The sequence below is a fragment of the Aquaspirillum serpens DSM 68 genome, assembly GCF_000420525.1.
Lineage (GTDB): Bacteria > Pseudomonadota > Gammaproteobacteria > Burkholderiales > Aquaspirillaceae > Aquaspirillum > Aquaspirillum serpens.
Map to the genome: position 1 here is coordinate 1 of NZ_ATVC01000057.1, position 17,789 is coordinate 17,789.

Sequence of the window (17,789 nt, forward strand, 5' to 3'; positions counted from 1 at the left end):
CGTTGGCGCAGGATGTCAATTAAGAAAGTCGGTGTACCAGTCTCGAACCAATAAGCACGGAATTGGCGCTTTTGGAATAACAACAGCACATCAAACGGATTGTAGACCGACTCGCCTAGCCAGTTATAACCGTTGTACCACTCCCGAATCTGTTCACGGTCTAGCCCTGTGAGTTCTGGTGCGAAAACGGTGTCAATGTCGTAGTCGGTATAACCACAAATTGCCGAATACTCTGCATCAAGGGTGATGTCGTTCAGGTTGTTTAAGCCAGAAAACAAACTCACTTTGCTGAATTTCGATACCCCCGTCAGGAACACGAATTTAATCACCGCATCCTGATCTTTTATCACTGAGTAGAAATTTCTCAGTTCATCGCGCATTGACTTCGCTAGTTCTGGATTGGTCAGATTATCCAAAATCGGTTTATCGTACTCATCCACCAGCACCACGACCGATTGTCCAGACTGTTTGTATGCATGCCGAATCAGGTCAATAAAGCGGTCAACCACCGAGGCTGTGCGATAGCTCAACCCAAATCGTTCAGCTTCAGAATATAAAATATGTTGGATTCGCTCTTGTAGTTCCTCCAATGAGCGCATCACCCCACCGCCAAAACTAATCCGAATCACCGGATAAGACAGCGACCAATCCCATTTATCGTGAATCCACAGCCCTTGAAATAACCCCTCATTCCCCGCCCATAGTTCAGCCAAGGTATCGAGGAACAAGCTTTTACCGAAGCGACGCGGACGAGATAAAAAGTAATGACTCCCCTGCATAGCCAATTGGTAGGCCATGGGGGTTTTGTCGATATAGTAATGGTTGTCTTCACGAATTTTGGCGAAGGTTTGAATACCGATCGGCAGTTTTTTGCGTTGCATGGTGGAACCTCAAATCGCTAAGAAATCAGCAATGGTGCCAAACCGTGTATTGAGCGCGCTTTATTACAAGCAGGTTCAAAAACCCCTAAATCCGTTCTAGCACCAAATTCACGACAGGGGCTGGGACGTTCCCGATAGATACCGCAGGAAACCGATTCACCAATTTTGCCAACCAAGGCAATACAGCGCGGGCGAGCATAATCTGTTCCACGCATCCGCCGAGTTGAATGAGTTTCCTCATCCGCTAAACGATCCGGCACCATACCGCCTTCGCTTTCCAATTCCGAGACATGAAAACTGACACGAAACGCGGCACAACACGCACCGCATTGCTGACATACATTTACAGCTGCCATTTTTGTTTCTCTTCCTCAAAACACGGCATCACCAACGCGGGATCTTTTAATTGGCGGACAATTAAACAAAAAGCTTTCGCCTCTGGATTATCACGTCCCAACATCGCCAACCATTGCTTTAAGCGACTAAGCGCAAAGCCAGCGCCACGCATCGCAGCACGATGAAAAAAATCTTCAAGGATTGGTAATGTATGTCGCCAACCAGACTCAGGCATCGCCTCTCCTCGGCAATACGCTTGAATTTCAGCCGCTAAGCTCGGCCTTGCCAGCAAGCCACGGCCTAGCATCACACTCGCCTGACCACTTTCTTCACGACAGCGTTGATAGTCGGCAACCGACCAGATTTCCCCATTTGCCATCACTGGCACTGGCACTGACTCGGCAACTTTTGCAATCCATTGCCAATGTGCCGGTGGGCGATAGCCTTCAATTTTGGTGCGGGCATGCACCACCAAAGATGCTGCACCACCGGCAACCAAGGCTTGGGCACAATCAATCGCCAGCGTTTTATCTTCATAGCCCAATCGCATTTTTGCGGTAACAGGAATCTCATCAGGCACCGCCGCACGAACCGCCGATACAATTTCATATAACAGGGCAGGTTCTTGCAATAAAATGGCCCCACCACGATGACGGTTTACTGTTGGGGCAGGACAACCAAAATTTAGGTCAATGACAGGTGCACCTAACTCTGCTAGCCTTTTAGCATTTTCTGCTAATAAGTAGGAATCAGATCCCAATAACTGGGCACGCACAGGGACACCACTTGGCGTCATGGCACCTGATCGGAGTTCAGGTAGCATTCGGTAGAATTGTCGAGGAGGCAGAATGGTTTGCGTGATTCGAATAAATTCACTCACACACCAATCAATACCAGGAAGCCGCGTTAAAGTATCACGCATGAGGTCGTCAACGACGCCCTCCATAGGAGCAAGCGCAATCTGCACAATGTTGAAAAAGAAAGAATTTATCAAGTCGCCATTGTATGCGACTTTTGCCTGTTGGATATATCACCCCTCTGAGTCACCTGCAAGGAAAGGCTTTCGCAATGGCCAACGCTGCCCCTCAATACTATGAACCGCTACCAGCCGATCTGTTTGCTCAACATAACCTTGCTTTCACTGCGCCCAATCTCTATCGCCTCACCGACAGTGGACGACAATTATTAAAACCCGAACGCAATACGCCCCCAATTGATACTGGCCAACCGTTATCAGGACATCCCTTTGACATTATTGAACATACTTACCGCACCCTAGCCATTTGGTTAGAAGCCGTGTCGCGGATGCCGGATTTTCATATCAAATTGCCGTTTATGGCGCGACGTATTGCCAATTTCGTTGAAGAAGAACCAGATGCCGCATTAGCAGCGACTTTATTGGTGCCGATGGTGTCGTATACCGCCGGTCATTCGGTACAAGTTGCTGTGATGTTGGCACGGTTAGCGCCGTTGCTGAATATTTCACCCGAGGATAAACACAGCCTGTTATGTGCGGCCTTAACAATGAATATCGGTGCGGCAGCCTTACAAAATGCGCTGCATGAACAAGCCGAACCCTTAACTTCAGGGCAAAGCCAACACATTCATTTGCATCCGCTCTTGAGTTCGGCTTTATTGCGTGAATCGGGAATTACCGACCCGCTGTGGCAGTGGCATCGATTGGTCTGTGAACATCACGAAATGCCAGATGGCAGTGGTTATCCTATTGGCTATCCAGCTTCGTATTTACATCCTTTATCTGCGGCATTGCGGATTGCTGATATTTTGGGGGCAAAACTATGTGGCCGCCGTTATCGTAAGCGGATGTCGGCAAAAAATGCTTGGTTGAGTCTGTATCAACCTGGGGATACTTCGAACCCTGATGCGGTTTTGGTGCAACGTTTTGTGCGTAGCATTGGTCTATATCCTGCAGGCTCTTTTGTGCGGTTAGAGAATAAGAAAGTGGCGTTGGTGGTAGCGCAAACGCAGGATTTACGCCATCCCAAATTGCTGGCCTTTGACCGTGGTGGTGGTTTTATTACTTTAGACACGCAGCAAGAAGGCAATACCATCGTTAGCCCTGCCGAATTTACCATTCCAGATAATGCTTTATTACAGCTTGCAAAAGCGTGGGATTGATCTAAAGCGCGGGAGGCCTCGTGGTTTAACTTAACTCGAGGTTACCCCCCCGACTTGAATGCTTAAATAGGGAGAATGGCAATGTCCGTTAATTGCGAAAGAGCGATTTTTGCCGGTGGCTGCTTCTGGTGTACCGAAGCGGTGTTCCGTGCGGTGCAGGGGGTGGAAAAAATTCAGCCGGGTTATATTGGTGGGCAATTAGATCATCCGACTTATGAGGCCATTTGCACTGGCAATACCGGCCACGCCGAAGCCATCGAACTGTGGTTTGACCCGACACAAATCGAGTATTCTGACCTGCTAGCGATTTTCTTCGCCACTCACGACCCTTATAGCCTCAATCGGCAAGGCCATGATATCGGCACACAATATCGCTCGGCGGTTTTCTATTGCTCAAGCGCACAACAACAGCAACTGGCCGCCGCTATTGACCATCTCAACGCGCAAGGATTAGGCAGCGTAGTCACAGAACAAGTCGATGCCAGTCAGCACACTTTCTGGCCGGCGGAGGTTGAGCATCTGGATTACTACGCCAACCACCCGTGGCAACCGTACTGCATGGCGGTGATTCGTCCCAAGGTCGATAAATTGACGTTATCTTTTCCTGCTTATCTAAAGGCCATTGAGTGATGATCACAACAGATGACCACGATTTGTTTGCACAAAACTATCAGGATTGGCTCAATGATCCGGTATTAGCTTTCCATTCTTGGTTAAATCGGCAAGATTTAAAAAGCAATTCCGCTACGGTATATCACGCCATGTGGCGCAAATTTGTGGAATGGACAGCCAGTAAAGACATTGCTTTTGACCACATTGAAGCTAAACATATTGCGTGGTTTTTAGATGAAAATGGCCTGCAAAAGCACCATCGTTATCGTTATATCCGATTGATTGAACGGGTATTTGAACACTTAGCCAATTTACGCCCTTGGCAAGAAAACCCCGCTAGTATCGCCGCCCAACAGCGAGTTGGTGTCGGCGATAATGATCCGACTTCTTTTTTGAGTTTTCCCGAGCGTGATGCGTTAATTGCCTTTCTCGGGCAACCACCCCAGCCAACCACCGCCGGTGCCTATTGGAAAGCAATGAGAGACCGCGCCTTGGTCGCGGTAATGTTAGGCGGTGGGCTTAAAGTCTTTGAACTACAACAGCTAAAAACCAGCGATATCGACCTCGACAATCACACCATTCAAATCATTGACCATACTCGACAACGCACCCGCCATCTCACGCTATTTCACTTTGCCCACCAGCCATTACAGGATTGGCTTGCCCTGCGGCACGATAGCACCACCGCCGGTGTATTCGTTTTTGCCTCTAATCGCAAAGGCGGCATGATGCATGCGGCGTCTTTTTTTCGCCGTACACAGGCAATTTTGGAGCAAATCAAGTTATTTTCCCAACGCCATGAACGTGCTTCACCACAAACCCTACGCAATACCTTTGCCGCTTTACATTACGACCAAGGGGTTGATGATCGCACAGTGGCCGAATGGCTCGGTTTGATTGAACCAGCCTCCGCCCGCCGCTTTTATCTCGCCTACCGCGATTGGCAACAACGTCATCTTGTCGCAGAAGAACCCGCGACTACTCTGCCGTAGTTTGCAACAATCGAAAAAAACGCTGTTCTAAAGCCGGCCACCGCTGCGCGGCTTCTTCAGCCGCGTTACGCGCTTGTTGGTCTAAATAGCGTTGTTCCAATAGTGGTAACTGCAAAAACTGCCCCAGATGATGAATGTCATACCCTTCTGGGGTCAGCGACAACACCGGCTCGTCAATCATCACTTTTTACCCTCGGCAGTGACCCATACCCCATCGGGGGTTCGCATGTGATAGCGTGCCTCGTTTGGCTCGGCCATCACAATCGTCTGTTCATTTTGCGCAACCAACGCAGTATAGGGCAAATCAGCGGTTAGGCTGTTGCTTTGCAAACCAGCCTGCAACACATTATTTTTCATTGTGTTTTCTAACAACTTCACCAAAGCCAAATAGCTGCTTGGCTCCTTCACCACCACCGGCGGTTGGGGTTGGGTTTGCGGAAAATTCACCAGTTTTACCCCAACGGGTACCCGTACAATGCCAGGGGAAGGAATTTCTCGTAACCCTGCCATTTGCAATTCATCGCCTTCCACCGCCGCCCCATGCTCCGGCACAAACATCACCACGGCAGGCCGTTGGCTGGCAGCAATCAGTTGAATAAACGCTTGCACATCATTGAGCAGGGTGTTTAATCGTTGCGGATAACTTTGCAGGCTACTCAAACCACTATTGGGCAGGCGATTACCGTCATGCAAAGAAATCGTGTTGTAGTACAACGCCGCCGGTGGCGCGTCTTTGGTCCGCCGATTAAACCAATTAAACAATACCTGACGGTCTGACAAAATCGGAGAATCATCAAACCCCCGCATCGCCACTGCTGCATCTGTCGGCATCACAGGTTTTAACCCCGGTACAGCCAAATTTTGACTGACCAATTCAAAGAAATTATCAAAGTGGCCATCATGGTTCATCAACGCATACGGTTGTAAACCTAGCTGTTGTAATTGCTGAAACAGATAACATTGCTGCGGTGCGGCTTTATAGAGTGCAGTATGTTCCTGCTGACCACAGGCCGCACGCAAAACACGAATCGCAGCCGGACCGCTATAACTGGCACCGGTACTGAATTGCTCAAAGACCACATCAAATTGCTGCCACAATGGGTGTTTTTCTTGTTTAGCAAAACGCAAATCGTCCCATGCCAGCGAACAAACATGCAGCAAGATCACATCAAAAGCCGGTTTTTGTCCCAACTGTGTGAGATCAACCACTCGTTTCGCTTCTTGCTGCTGAAATGCGGAAAGTAATTCCGCCGGCGATTGTGTGGGAGTAGCGGCTGTTTTTGTCGGCGCGGCCTTTGTCGCTATGGGAACGGTGGCTGATTTTTGTTGCCATTGCCACAACGGCGTTACCACTATCGCCACCAAAACAAAGCTAGTGATTCGTAACCAACGGTTTAGCACCAAATACAGTAAAAGAATCACCAGCGCTGCGATGGATAATTCCCAGCTAATCACCCGCCCCAGTAATTCTTGCACATAAATCCAACTAAAGCCTTGTAAGTTTTCTACTTGAGACCATGCTCTAGATAATGGAGGCAGAGGCAATTCACTGTATAACAATAAAGAAGCCGCAAACAAGGCTAATACTAAACGCAAACCACTTAAAAACCAGTGAAAGCTGGGCAAAATCAAAAATAGCGCTAAAGCTAGATTCCAACCAAGATGAAACTGTAGTGTGCCACTCAAAGCAAACAGCAATTTATAAATAAAATATAAATTCCATAAACCCATTATCTCAATCCAAATAAGAAATTATTTTTTTAGCCAGTTGGTACTGATTTCTTTGACATGACGGAACAAACGACCATAGCCCCGCCATCCCATTCTAAATACCTCAAACAACGCAGCCAAAGGTTTATCCACCGGCTGTCCTTCATCCCATGCCAACCAAGCATCAGCACGACCAAATGTGCATTGCACCAAGTTTTTTTCTTGTTCTGTTGACAGCCCTTCAAACCGAATCCCAATTTGCTTGCCTTTTAGCATGACAATTTCACCGGGGAAACAAAATTCCCGATCACCGCGATTTAAACCAATATGAATGCGATCTTTCATTGTTAAGTAATGCGTTTCTTCTGGTAAAACCAAACCGACTCCACCACTAGAATAGTTATCGGTATAACACGCGATGGTATAACCTTGCGGCAGATATAACACCGCCGGAATTCGCATCGGCACACGGTGAGACAAACGGATTTGCCGTGCTTCTGTCGCCACCCCAACAGCAGCCCCTAACATAATCAAATTAAACCCAGTCCAGACCATATTTAACATGACTGTTGATAGTTCGTGCTGATTCCAAAATAGCAAACGTCCCACCCCGATAGCAAAACCGAGTAGATTCAAAAATAAAAGGATTAAGTAGGGTTTAGAGATATTCCAATCAAAATAACTCTTTTCAATCAGACCACCTTTAGCAGTCACGTTAAATTTACCCAATTTTGGATTGATAAAGGCAATCGTCGTTGGCAATACAATATACCACGCCAACACCGACTCATAGACTTCCGCCCAAAAAGAATGGCGGTATTTTCCCTGCATGGTCGAGTTAGCAAGGTTAGCATGCATAATATGCGGCAAAACATAAGCCGCTAAACTCAAAGCCGCTGCGTTGATCACATGCAGCTCAAAATATAAATACGAAAGCGGCATAGTTAAAAAGATTAAGCGAGGGATACCGTAAAAGAAATGCAACATAGCATTGCTATAACAAAGCCGCTGCATAAAAGATAAACCCCGACCTAAAAAAGGATTATCTGTACGGAAAATTTGCGCCATCCCACGCGCCCAACGAATACGTTGACCAATATGACCAGATAAACTTTCTGTTGCCAAACCGGCAGCTTGCACTAATTTCAGATAAGCAGTGGTATACCCTCGGCGGTGCATTTTTAATGCGGTATGGGCATCTTCTGTCACGGTTTCAACCGCAATACCACCCACTTCTAATAAAGGCTGCCGTTTAATAACCGCACATGAACCGCAAAAAAAAGTCGCATTCCACAAATCATTCCCGTCTTGAACTAGGCCATAGAACAAACTGCCTTCATTGGGTACTTGTTGAAAGGTGCTGAAATTACGCTCAAAGGGATCTGGAGAAAAGAAATGGTGTGGTGTTTGCAACATGGCGCATTTTTTATCTTTTAGAAACCAACCCATCGTAGTTTGCAAGAAAGAACGAGTCGGAATATGGTCGCAGTCAAAAATAGTAATATATTCGCCTTGTGTTTTTTTCAGAGCATGATTGATATTCCCTGCTTTAGCATGGAAATTGTCAGGTCGAATGATGTATTCTACACCAGCTTGTTCAGCAAATAATTTAAATTCCTCGCGGCGTCCATCATCCAAAATATAGATTTTTAATTTATCATTCGGCCAGTCAATGCCACAAGCGGCATATACCGTTGGCCGAACCACCGATAAAGGTTCATTATAGGTTGGAATGTAAATATCAACGCTAGGCCATAAATCAGTTTCTTTTGGTAAAGGTACTGGTTTTCGATATAACGGCCAAGCGGTTTGCACAAAACCAAACAATAAAATTAACCAAGTATAACACTCAGCAGCATATAGTAATAAACCAAGAAATTTTTCAATGGGCGTTTCCAAGTCTAGGGTATGTGTTGTACGCCACCAGACATAACGTGCAGCGACCAAAATCGACAACCCCACTAACACCAAGATGGGCAAACGCCCAGGAATCCGGCGAATTCTTAATGCAATCCACCATGTTGCAGTAAAAAATACGACCTGTTCAAACAAACTAAATGGCGTTGTAACAATCAAGGGTAAGACAACAGGTAACGTAATTAAAGTGATTAACAAAAAAGCTTGCGGATAACGCTCAAAAAAAAATTCTACTGAAGATAAGGAATCACCGATTTTATCATAGTTAAATTTTGGTAACTTACTAAGCAACCAATCATAAAAACGCCGGATGAAAACAAAAGGCCATAATATTTTTTCTACAACCGCCAATAGCTCCATATTAAACCATCCCTTAACGAAAGTTGGAGGTTGAACTTTTTCTTCAGCACATGGAAATCGCCAGAATAAAGCTAAAAAAAACTTGGCGTCAATTCGATCTTTAGCCCCTAAACCCAGTTTTGATCGGAAAAAATAAGGCAGAAAACAAACATACAGCCATAACGTATCAGGTGCATTTGGTTTGGGGGCGCGAAAAAAAATTCGCCACATCATGGCGTAACAATTCATTTCTGGCACAAATTGTAGCTGTTGCTTAATCAGACAAAAAAAACGATTCATGAATCTAATTTATGTAAGGTTTGCATGATATAAGCACTGATACCATGTAAATCATGTGAAACTTGTGAGGAAGGTGCGTGATCAATCACCAATTTATTATTAGCAAACGCTTCTGGTACCGCCTCATCTAGGTGAAGGCGATAAGGTAGCAGTAAATTCGCCAAATGGTTTTGGCTCATTAAAACCAAATCGTTATGTAATGGTCGGCGGACATCGAGCTTATTGACTAAAAACAGTGCAGGTTTCTTAATTTTAGCCAAAAAATTACTCACAGCAGATAACGTCAGATAATGCAATGGCTCAGGATTCCATACCACAACAATTAAATCAGCCGCTTCACATGCTTGTTCAACATATAACGACGGCCACGGCGGTGTATCAATAAAAAATACGCTATCCGGAGGCACCACAATATCATGCAATGCTATTTTTAACCATTGCGGATATTTATATAAAGCATGGTCGAAAATTTGCTTAGTCATTGCATCAACTGCACCAAAAGGCAAAAAAATCACCTGATCAGCACTTTGATAAGCATGAGAGCACCATTTTTCTCGCTTGGCTAAATGTGCGGCAAATCCTTGTTCTAATAATTCATTTAAACCAAGAAACAACCCCAAACGATTAGCGGGGTCTAGTTCAATAATTCCAGTGGTCCAATTTTGCCGTTGTAAGATGGTCGCCAACGAAACTGTCATGGTTGTTCGGCCTGTTCCGCCACAGGGTGAAATCACTGCAATGACTTTCATGGTGTCCCTTTCCGGTGAGATTTTTTATTTTTCTTATCAGACATCAAGTAACCCATACGGTATAAAGGAGACAGCACACGCCCATTACGTTTACGCTGTAAACGGTATAAATGCCCTCGCAACCACGACAACTTTTTCAGTGCAAAAAAAACAACCATTACCAGCGCAGTTAAAAAAAACGTGGCGACTAAAGCGTTAAAAAAAAGACTCTTTAGCACTTTTGTCCACCTTCTACTATTTTTGACTCTGGCTGTTTTTGCCTATTTTCCGAACGTAAGCTAAGGTCAATCGGGCGAGCCTTAGTCATCATTTTTGGTAGTTCTTTATTCACGGCTAAGGCCAGCGTCGGTTCAAAAACACGGTCTAACATCGGGAATTGTCGCACTGGAGCAGGGGCAGCAGGTGTCGCCTCAACAGATTTTGCTTGTTGTGTCGTGGCATGACTTTCACGCTGTTTTTGTAATAACTCACTATAGTTAACCGCAGGGTCTGATCTTAATTGTTGCTCTAAATCAGCCACCATTTCCAACATAGTTAAATCATCAATTCCTCGTATCTCGCCACTAAATAGGCTATCTACTGGCTGTTTAAAGACACGGCTCAATACACCAGCAATATCAGAAGGGCGACAAGCAAATAAAAACAAATACACTTGATTGCGATGAGCAGTCACAATATCACCAGAACGTGATAACACACATAATTGCAAAGCATCTAAGATTGGGATATGCGGTAATAACGGCAATTGAATCAATGCCTGAGATAATCCTAGTTCGCGACTTTTTGAAATACTAACGCGAGCATGTTCAATAAATTGCGGTACAGCCACATATCCAGAGACATCACTATTCATTGCTGCGGTCAGCACACCATCTAAATCAACCGGTAAACTACGCTGAAATAATTGACCGCGTAATGATTCAATGGCAGAGGCAAGACGCGAAAAAGAGGGGTTTTGACTGACAACTAAATTTGCCCCTACTCGCAATAACAATAATTCATAGTGATAACGTAAGGCATGCTTGCCTTCACGGACTAAAATTTTTAAGGCTTTACCCGATTGCTTGCGAAGTAAATAAATGGTTTTAGTAAGTTCTTGAATCTGATCGCGATTGGCATGCAAAATCACTGTCGCAGTGTGTAAGGTTTGGCATTTCTCTAGAATTGCCTCATAGTTTGCTACTGTCGTCCAATGCGGAGGTAACCATGCCTCATCTTGTACTGCAGTTTGTGTGGCAATCACCCATTCACTATCATGGGCGACTTTTTCGTTTTCTTCATATTTAAAATAAGGGCGAAAAGCGTCTAACGCTAGATAGCCTGATTCATTTAAAAGCAGTGGATAATCATGTCCTAATGCCACACCATCTTCTGTGCGCCAAAATTCAACCTTCCATAGAAATTGGCGTTGATTTTCTTCGACTAATTCCGCCATACCAGCCAATTCGCCGCGCCAAGTTTCTGCCAATACCGGCAACTGTTGTGTTTCATCGGCTAATGGTTCACATAACAACACCCCACAATGGCCGCGTTCACGAAACCAGCGCGATAAGGTTTTTAATTGCTCACGCAGTAATTCACGGTCTTGTAATTGAAATAGTTTCTCGGCACCTTCAAGTAAACAGATTGATTGTGGTGGTAAGTGATAGCTTTCTAATTCATGCAGAATAGCTTTGATACCAAATTTTTTTATCAAATCAACAAAGTCAACAGGCAGAGAAAAAATATTTAGGTTTTTGCGGGTAGTTTCATCATCTAGCATGACGTTATGCAACACCAGATTTTTCAAAACCTGTTCTGGCTTAGCATCGGATACGGCGACCACTGCACCAATTTTTAAATTTCGTTGAATGGCCTCAAAGAAAATACTATCGCGTGCCAATCCTTTCATAGCAAAAATCATATATAAACGATGTGGCAATAGGGTATTTAAGTGATTAGCTAACCCTGTCATACCTAGTTGATAGTGTTTCTTTTCCTTTTTCAACCAAGATTGAATGGGTTGAATCAGTTGATGGATGACTTTTTTCATAATTTACTTTCCTCCATCATCAGTATTGGGAATAAGGACGCGCTGAACCTAAGCTCGGATAACTCATCTTGTCTTTTTGTGGCGAAAAATGATAACGTAGATAAATACCAGCGCGATTAGGCTCGTAGTCTTTTGAACGGTCTATTTCTGCAGTTGCGCCAATCGTTAAAGCATCATTGACACGGTATTCGATAGCGCCGCGCACCGAATAACCAAACCCACCACCTTTACCTCCACTATGGCGAGGAGGAGAGAAGTTTTCAACACTGGCACGTTGAGCAGCCAATTGTTGTAAGGTAGCGTGATTTGGGAAAAAGGGCGCTTCTTTTTCATTATTATTAGAATAGGATACGCTACCGCCGATTCGATAAGACCAATTCTCTCCTCTTGCTTGCCATTCAACAGGCAATGCTAAAGAGACATAGCGTTGTGGGCTGTAATATCCACCGTGACCAAATTGATAATGGCGCAAGTTTTTCTCGAATTGCCAATAAGTTAATGTGGCACCGGTAGATAGGGTATAAAATGGATGATCGATAACATCCCAATTAACCCCAGAACGAATATTTAATTCGCGATTATCTGGGATATTTTTCCCTGTTAATTTTGCGGCAGTAACATCGGTAAATAATCGGATATCGCCGCTGCGCCAGCCGACCCCACCGGCGACCCCCTGCCGCACTACGCCCCCCCAAGTTTCTCCGGTAATCGGATCAGTTTTGCCAGCAAAAGATAAAACGCTGCTGGTTACAGGACGGCGGAAGGCTTCGGCTTGCCACGACCAAGGCCCTTGTTGATTTTGATAACGCACCCCACCCAGCCAAGATGCCACGGGGAAATCACTCGGCAATTTGCCAATATCCACACGCCAATGGTCATTTTGATAGCCAAGAGCAAAGACTGTACCGCGATAGACTTGGCGTAATGGGCCAGTTAAACGATCAGCACCAAAAGCGGCGATGGTGGCAAAGTCGCGGGTTTTGCGATTATCCGCACGGTCTAATTGACCACCGTCTAACACCACTTGATCAGCGTGGGCAAAGACATGGCCGTCATAGCCGAGGGGGAACTGCATATAGATCGGTGTTTCTTGCAGCGAGAAATCTGAGGCGCCAGCATCACCTGCCTTACGGTTGATTTGGAATGCTGTCGCTACATGCGGCTGGCGGCGTTTTTCTAAATCGGCCAAGGCATTTTCTGCGGCGGTCGGCCCCACTGGATTGGTGATGCCCTGCGCCAGCTCATACTCTTTGGCTTGTTGATAATGTGCCAGTGCAGTTTGATAAGCGCCCTGTTGTTGTTGAACACGCCCTTGTTGAATCACCACTTCCGGCTCAGCAGGGAAAGTCTGTTGCAATTCTTTGAGCAGCGATTCAGCTTGTTGGGTATCTGACAAGGCCAATAGGCGACGCGCAACCGACAACCGATTTTGCAAATCGGTGGGAGAAAGTTCGGGTAAGAGATTGGCTAACACCTGCTGCGCTTGTTCTGCCTTGCCGCGTTCTTGCCACAACCGCGCTTGTAATAACTGGGCATCGGTGTGTTTTGGTTGTTGCTCTAACACTTGGTCAATCATTTGTTGCGCTTGCGGATAACACCCTTCGGCCAACCACAGTTCGGCACGCGCCAGTTTTAAGTCATCTTGTGTTTCAACCGCTAAGGTAGGATCGGCTTGCACCGTGTCGAGGCTGGCGTGGGCTTGACGAAAATCGCCTTTCTCGCGTGCTTGACGTGCTTCACGCAAACTTAAATCGACCTGTAATTGTTGCAAGGTCTTTTTTTGTTCACTGGTCAGAGGCCGATCGGCTAATTTGGCTAACCACGGTTTCAGTTGTTGATCACGGTCAACCTGCGCCAGCAATCGCGCATAACGAATTTCTAATTCATCACGGGCTGGACTGGCCGGCGTTTGCACAATGGTATTGAGCAACAAGGTTAAACCCTGCTCGACCTCACCCGCCCCCACACGGCGATCGGCCAATTCGGCAAGCCAATCGGGATTTTGTTGTGCCAAGGTTTCAGCCTGTTGTCGGTGTTGTTTGGCCGAGACATCTTCACCAGCTTGAGCCAATAAATTGGCTTGCTCATGGTGATAGCGCATATCTAACGCCTGCGCCAATTCACGGGCGGCATCGGTTTGTTGTGCTTTTGGAAAGACCTTCAGCGCGGCACGTGCCTGATCCACCTCACCCTGACCATTCAAAAATAAGGCTTGGGCATAGCGCAATTCAGCACTGTCGGCCAGCCGTACCCCTTCTTCGAGAACATCGCGCCCCAGCTCTGGCATTTGTAAACGCTCATAGAGCCGCGCCAGCGAAAAGCGTGTCCATGCTGCTTGGGGATTGAGTTTGACCGCTTGTTCTAATAATTGAATAGCCGGGCTGGTTTCGCCTTGAGCCAGATGTTTTTCTGCTTCTTGCGACAGAAAATCCGCCTCGATGATATCAATGTCTTGTCGCGAGGCGGCAAAGCGCTGCCGCAGGTTATCCAATAAACCATTGGCCTCGGCTAAACGCTGCTGCGCCAGAAAAACCGTTAACACGCCACGCAAAGCCGTTTGATTCAGTGTCGGTTTACTGGTGTTACCCTCGGCATTATCGGTCGCAGGTGGCGGCGCAGACAGTGCCAAACGGAACAGGCGTTCCGCCTCGGCATATTCTTTCATCCCGAGGTGAATACTGGCTTTTTCAGTGAGCGCATCGACATCATGTGGCCGCATTGCCAAGGCTTTGCTGGCATATTGCGCTGCACTCGCCCAGTCGCCAGCATTGCGCGCCCGTTCCGCTTCTTTTAATGCACCCCAAAAACCGGCGGTTTCAATCAACCCTTGCCATTTATCTGTTTGGTCGGGTTGTTGTTTAGCTCCTCGGACAAACCACGACTTTGCCTCAGCATGACGGCCTTGCCGCATCCGCAACACACCAAGCCCCTGTAACAAATCGGGGTCTTGTTGGCGAGTTTTTAACGCTCGTTCAAATTCGCGTTCGGCAATATCGAGTTTGTCTTTATCCAGCGCGGCCAAACCACGTTGTTGCGCTTGCCACGCTGGGTCAGCTTCGAGCTTGCGTTGTTCCTCGGCCCGTTGTTGTACGCGCTGTAATTGATCTTTCAGCGACGCATCATCGGGATTTTCTTTAAGAAAAGCTTGTAAAACAGCTTGGCTATCGGGTTCATCGCCGAGAGCAACTAAGCCACGCCGCCAAATCTGTAGCGCACGTTCATGATCGACATCGGGACGTTTTGCTAATGCCTGTGCCAGTTGCACCCCTTTAAGGCGATGGTCTGGACTATCGATATAGACATCGGCCAACGTCAACCGCACCGACATATTCTTTGGCTCGGCCCGCGCCCAACGCTCCAACCCACGCCGCGCCCGTTGCATACCAGTGCCGGTGCTGGCAAGAATCCGATAATACTCTAGGCCCAGCTCGCCTTTCGGCACACCGCGTGGAAATAGTGCCTGTAAGCGAATCCAAGCTTCTTGTGTTTTGCCAGTTCGCGCCAGCAAACGCACCATCGCCATCGCTTTTTTATCGCGGGTGGCAAGACGATAGCTGTCTTGTAACCGCGCTGTGGCCGGATGTTTTGGGTGTTCACGTTGCAGAAACAGCAAATGGGCTTCGGCTTTTTCTGGCTCATTCGACCGTAGCTCAAGCTCAGCTAAGGCTTCTCTGACCTCGGGATCGACCGGATCTAACAACAAGGCTTTATTTAATAGCTGTCGTTCTAAATCGCCGCGATTTTTCTGTGCCCACATACGGGCATTCGCCAATAACTGAACAATCTCATCCGGTTGTTCAGCGGGCAGTTGTTTCGGTGGTTCCAGTTCTGCGGTTTGGCCATAGGCCATGCCACCAAATAAGAGCCCCATGCCTCCGGCAAGCAGAGGCGCGCGCCGTGTCATTCGGACAGGGCGAAACATGCTGCATTCCCTTTAGGATGGCCACGCCACGCCGGTAGCAAACGACCATTGACCGCAAAGCGGTAATACCCCTGATACCAGCCTTGTGCAAACAAGGTCAGCACCTGACCGTAATAACCAGAACGCTGTTCTGCCTCTAGCTTTTGTGAGCGTTGCCATTGTTGTTGTGCCAATTCCGGCGCTTTGGCAGCAAACAAAAACGGTACTACCGAGGCGGAGAAACTGGCATTGCCGAGATTGCCGTTGGTGGTAATGTTTTGAATATGAATACGCTCGGGTGGGGCGCCGTGTTGCGCGACATAATCACGCATTGGGCGATAAGTGGCGATTAAGGTCGCCAGCGAGGGATCATCGCGGTGCATCAACCCTAGCCATAAATAGACACGGATGGCGTTATAGCTGCCCTCGGCTTTGCTTTCATCGTCGATTAAAAAACCATTTTTGGCATGCCATTGCACCCACTCACCAGCAAAGCCCTTTGGGGCAGATTCGTGTAGCAGGCGCAACGAGCTTTTTAATAATCCGGTCCATTGCGTTTGAGTTGGGTAGCGATCCACAAAGCGGCGAAATACTTGTGGTGGAATATAGCTGGGATTGAGCCGCCACAGATCAGGTTTAGGATGAAAACCCTTCGGTGCGGGCAACAAGGTGAGTCCGAGTCCGGGTAGGGTGGCGGTTTCTTGGCTCACAATATTACGCAGCAACAGTTGACCCAATGCGGTATAGCGACGTTCTTGCCACAGGTCGCCAGCTTCAAGTAGGGCATAGGCAATCCAAATATCAGCATCCGACGCCGGATTGCTATCGATCACCCCCCATTTACCTTGGTCATTCTTCCCCCAAATCCAAGCAGGCAAATGTTTGCTTAAATCACCTTGGGCAAGATTGTCTTCTGTCCAACGCAACAGACGTTCAAATTGCGGTTTGTCATTAGCCACCATCGCAAAAAACATGGCATAGGCTTGACCTTCCGAGACGGTATGTTCTTGCGGTGAACCGACATCAATCACCCGCCCATCGGCACTGACAAAATCACGCTTAAACTGTTGCCATTGTGGCCATACCGCACAACTATTGGCACTCGCCAAAGCCGGCACACATAGGCCAACCACTGCCATCATCTGCCAAAAACGTTTTCGCATTGTGTTTATTCTCCCAAACGCTGACGAGCAATGCGCTTCAGTGCCATAAACATGCCAATGGCGATTAACAAACCGGAGAAGCCACCGGCAACTGCCATCAACAGCGGATAGCGCGACAGCACAAACCAAATCTGCATCCACCACGACAGGTCGCCGACATAATAAGGTTCATTGAGGCGGAAACTGGCAACTTGTTTATCACGCAATAACACCAAATCACCCCGCATCAAGCCAACACGGGCACGGTCTTCTAGGGCATCGGCCACCCACGGTAATTGCGCTTCATCATTGGCGGTGACCACTAACACACTGCGTTCTGATTGCAAGGGTGATTCAAAACCAAACCACGACGCCACCGCCGCCATCGCTTGTAACCGCGCCGGTTCAGTGAGGCCGTTACCCTGTGGCACAACCATCGTTAGATTCAAACGGCTTTGATCGCGGCGGTCGAAAAAGGGCGCGGGTAATAGGGCTAAATCATTTGGTAATTTGACCGGCGCTAGTTTGAGCTGTAATTCACTTTGTGGACTGACTTCGGCCCTTGACATCCTCCCCGCCCTAAAGAGCGGGGATTCCTACGGCGCTTTGGGCTGGGTTAGCCTAAAGTCACTTCGGCGGGTTCCTGCTGCTGGTGGCATTACGGCACCACTCACTTCACAGGCGAACTGGGTATGTCCTACCCTTTTGTTGTTTATGCGGCAGCTAAGATAGCTTGGCC

14 protein-coding genes are annotated in these 17,789 nt (G+C 47.3%); 3 read left to right on the plus strand and 11 right to left on the minus strand.

What is annotated here, in order from left to right:
• The 3 genes from G465_RS0110310 to G465_RS14435 form a co-directional block, all read right to left on the minus strand.
• Positions 1-881, minus strand: an 881-nt coding sequence (locus G465_RS0110310; RefSeq protein ID WP_022654386.1) for an ATP-binding protein, incomplete at its 3' end; no start/stop codon positions are given.
• Between the two features lie 17 nt (positions 882-898).
• The gene (locus tag G465_RS0110315; RefSeq protein WP_022654387.1) at positions 899-1,237 is read right to left on the minus strand and encodes a YkgJ family cysteine cluster protein; all 339 of its coding nucleotides are present in this window, start codon (positions 1,235-1,237) and stop codon (positions 899-901) included.
• The gene (locus G465_RS14435) at positions 1,225-2,163 is read right to left on the minus strand and encodes a tRNA dihydrouridine synthase (RefSeq protein ID WP_281166787.1); all 939 of its coding nucleotides are present in this window, start codon (positions 2,161-2,163) and stop codon (positions 1,225-1,227) included. The genes G465_RS0110315 and G465_RS14435 overlap by 13 nt, the downstream gene beginning before the upstream one ends.
• Positions 2,164-2,285: 122 nt before the next feature.
• Between G465_RS14435 and G465_RS15160 the strand changes: the two genes are divergently transcribed.
• The 3 genes from G465_RS15160 to G465_RS0110335 all read left to right on the plus strand — a co-directional run bounded on the left by G465_RS15160 (position 2,286) and on the right by G465_RS0110335 (position 4,960).
• The gene (locus tag G465_RS15160) at positions 2,286-3,356 is read left to right on the plus strand and encodes an HD-GYP domain-containing protein (protein ID WP_022654389.1); all 1,071 of its coding nucleotides are present in this window, start codon (positions 2,286-2,288) and stop codon (positions 3,354-3,356) included.
• Positions 3,357-3,437: 81 nt separating this feature from the next.
• Entirely contained in the window at positions 3,438-3,986 is a 549-nt protein-coding gene (msrA, locus tag G465_RS0110330; protein ID WP_022654390.1) for a peptide-methionine (S)-S-oxide reductase MsrA, read from the plus strand.
• Complete coding sequence (locus G465_RS0110335) at positions 3,986-4,960, plus strand: tyrosine-type recombinase/integrase (RefSeq protein WP_022654391.1); 975 nt, start codon at positions 3,986-3,988, stop codon at positions 4,958-4,960. Before msrA ends, G465_RS0110335 begins: the two co-directional genes overlap by 1 nt.
• Here G465_RS0110335 and G465_RS0110340 read toward each other — a convergent pair.
• From G465_RS0110340 to G465_RS0110380, 8 genes are all read right to left on the minus strand, one after another.
• The gene (locus G465_RS0110340) at positions 4,947-5,141 is read right to left on the minus strand and encodes a hypothetical protein (RefSeq protein ID WP_022654392.1); all 195 of its coding nucleotides are present in this window, start codon (positions 5,139-5,141) and stop codon (positions 4,947-4,949) included. The two genes, G465_RS0110335 and G465_RS0110340, sit on opposite strands and share 14 nt — an antisense overlap.
• Positions 5,141-6,691: a cellulose biosynthesis protein BcsG gene (gene bcsG / locus G465_RS0110345; RefSeq protein WP_022654393.1), complete on the minus strand. Its 1,551-nt coding sequence runs from the start codon at positions 6,689-6,691 to the stop codon at positions 5,141-5,143. Before bcsG ends, G465_RS0110340 begins: the two co-directional genes overlap by 1 nt.
• Positions 6,692-6,712: 21 nt before the next feature.
• The gene (bcsA, locus tag G465_RS14445; RefSeq protein ID WP_022654394.1) at positions 6,713-9,226 is read right to left on the minus strand and encodes a UDP-forming cellulose synthase catalytic subunit; all 2,514 of its coding nucleotides are present in this window, start codon (positions 9,224-9,226) and stop codon (positions 6,713-6,715) included.
• Positions 9,223-9,975, minus strand: a complete 753-nt coding sequence (bcsQ, locus tag G465_RS0110355; RefSeq protein WP_022654395.1) for a cellulose biosynthesis protein BcsQ — start codon at positions 9,973-9,975, stop codon at positions 9,223-9,225. The genes bcsA and bcsQ overlap by 4 nt, the downstream gene beginning before the upstream one ends.
• Before the next feature lie 211 nt (positions 9,976-10,186).
• Complete coding sequence (gene bcsE / locus G465_RS0110365; protein WP_022654397.1) at positions 10,187-12,007, minus strand: cellulose biosynthesis protein BcsE; 1,821 nt, start codon at positions 12,005-12,007, stop codon at positions 10,187-10,189.
• 19 nt (positions 12,008-12,026) lie between these two features.
• The gene (locus G465_RS0110370) at positions 12,027-15,929 is read right to left on the minus strand and encodes a cellulose synthase subunit BcsC-related outer membrane protein (RefSeq protein WP_081642760.1); all 3,903 of its coding nucleotides are present in this window, start codon (positions 15,927-15,929) and stop codon (positions 12,027-12,029) included.
• Positions 15,908-17,071 (minus strand): cellulose synthase complex periplasmic endoglucanase BcsZ, encoded by a 1,164-nt coding sequence (gene bcsZ, locus G465_RS14450; protein WP_022654399.1) that lies wholly within the window; start codon positions 17,069-17,071, stop codon positions 15,908-15,910. The genes G465_RS0110370 and bcsZ overlap by 22 nt, the downstream gene beginning before the upstream one ends.
• Before the next feature lie 5 nt (positions 17,072-17,076).
• Positions 17,077-17,619, minus strand: a complete 543-nt coding sequence (locus tag G465_RS0110380) for a cellulose biosynthesis cyclic di-GMP-binding regulatory protein BcsB (protein WP_022654400.1) — start codon at positions 17,617-17,619, stop codon at positions 17,077-17,079.
• Positions 17,620-17,789: the final 170 nt, after the last annotated feature.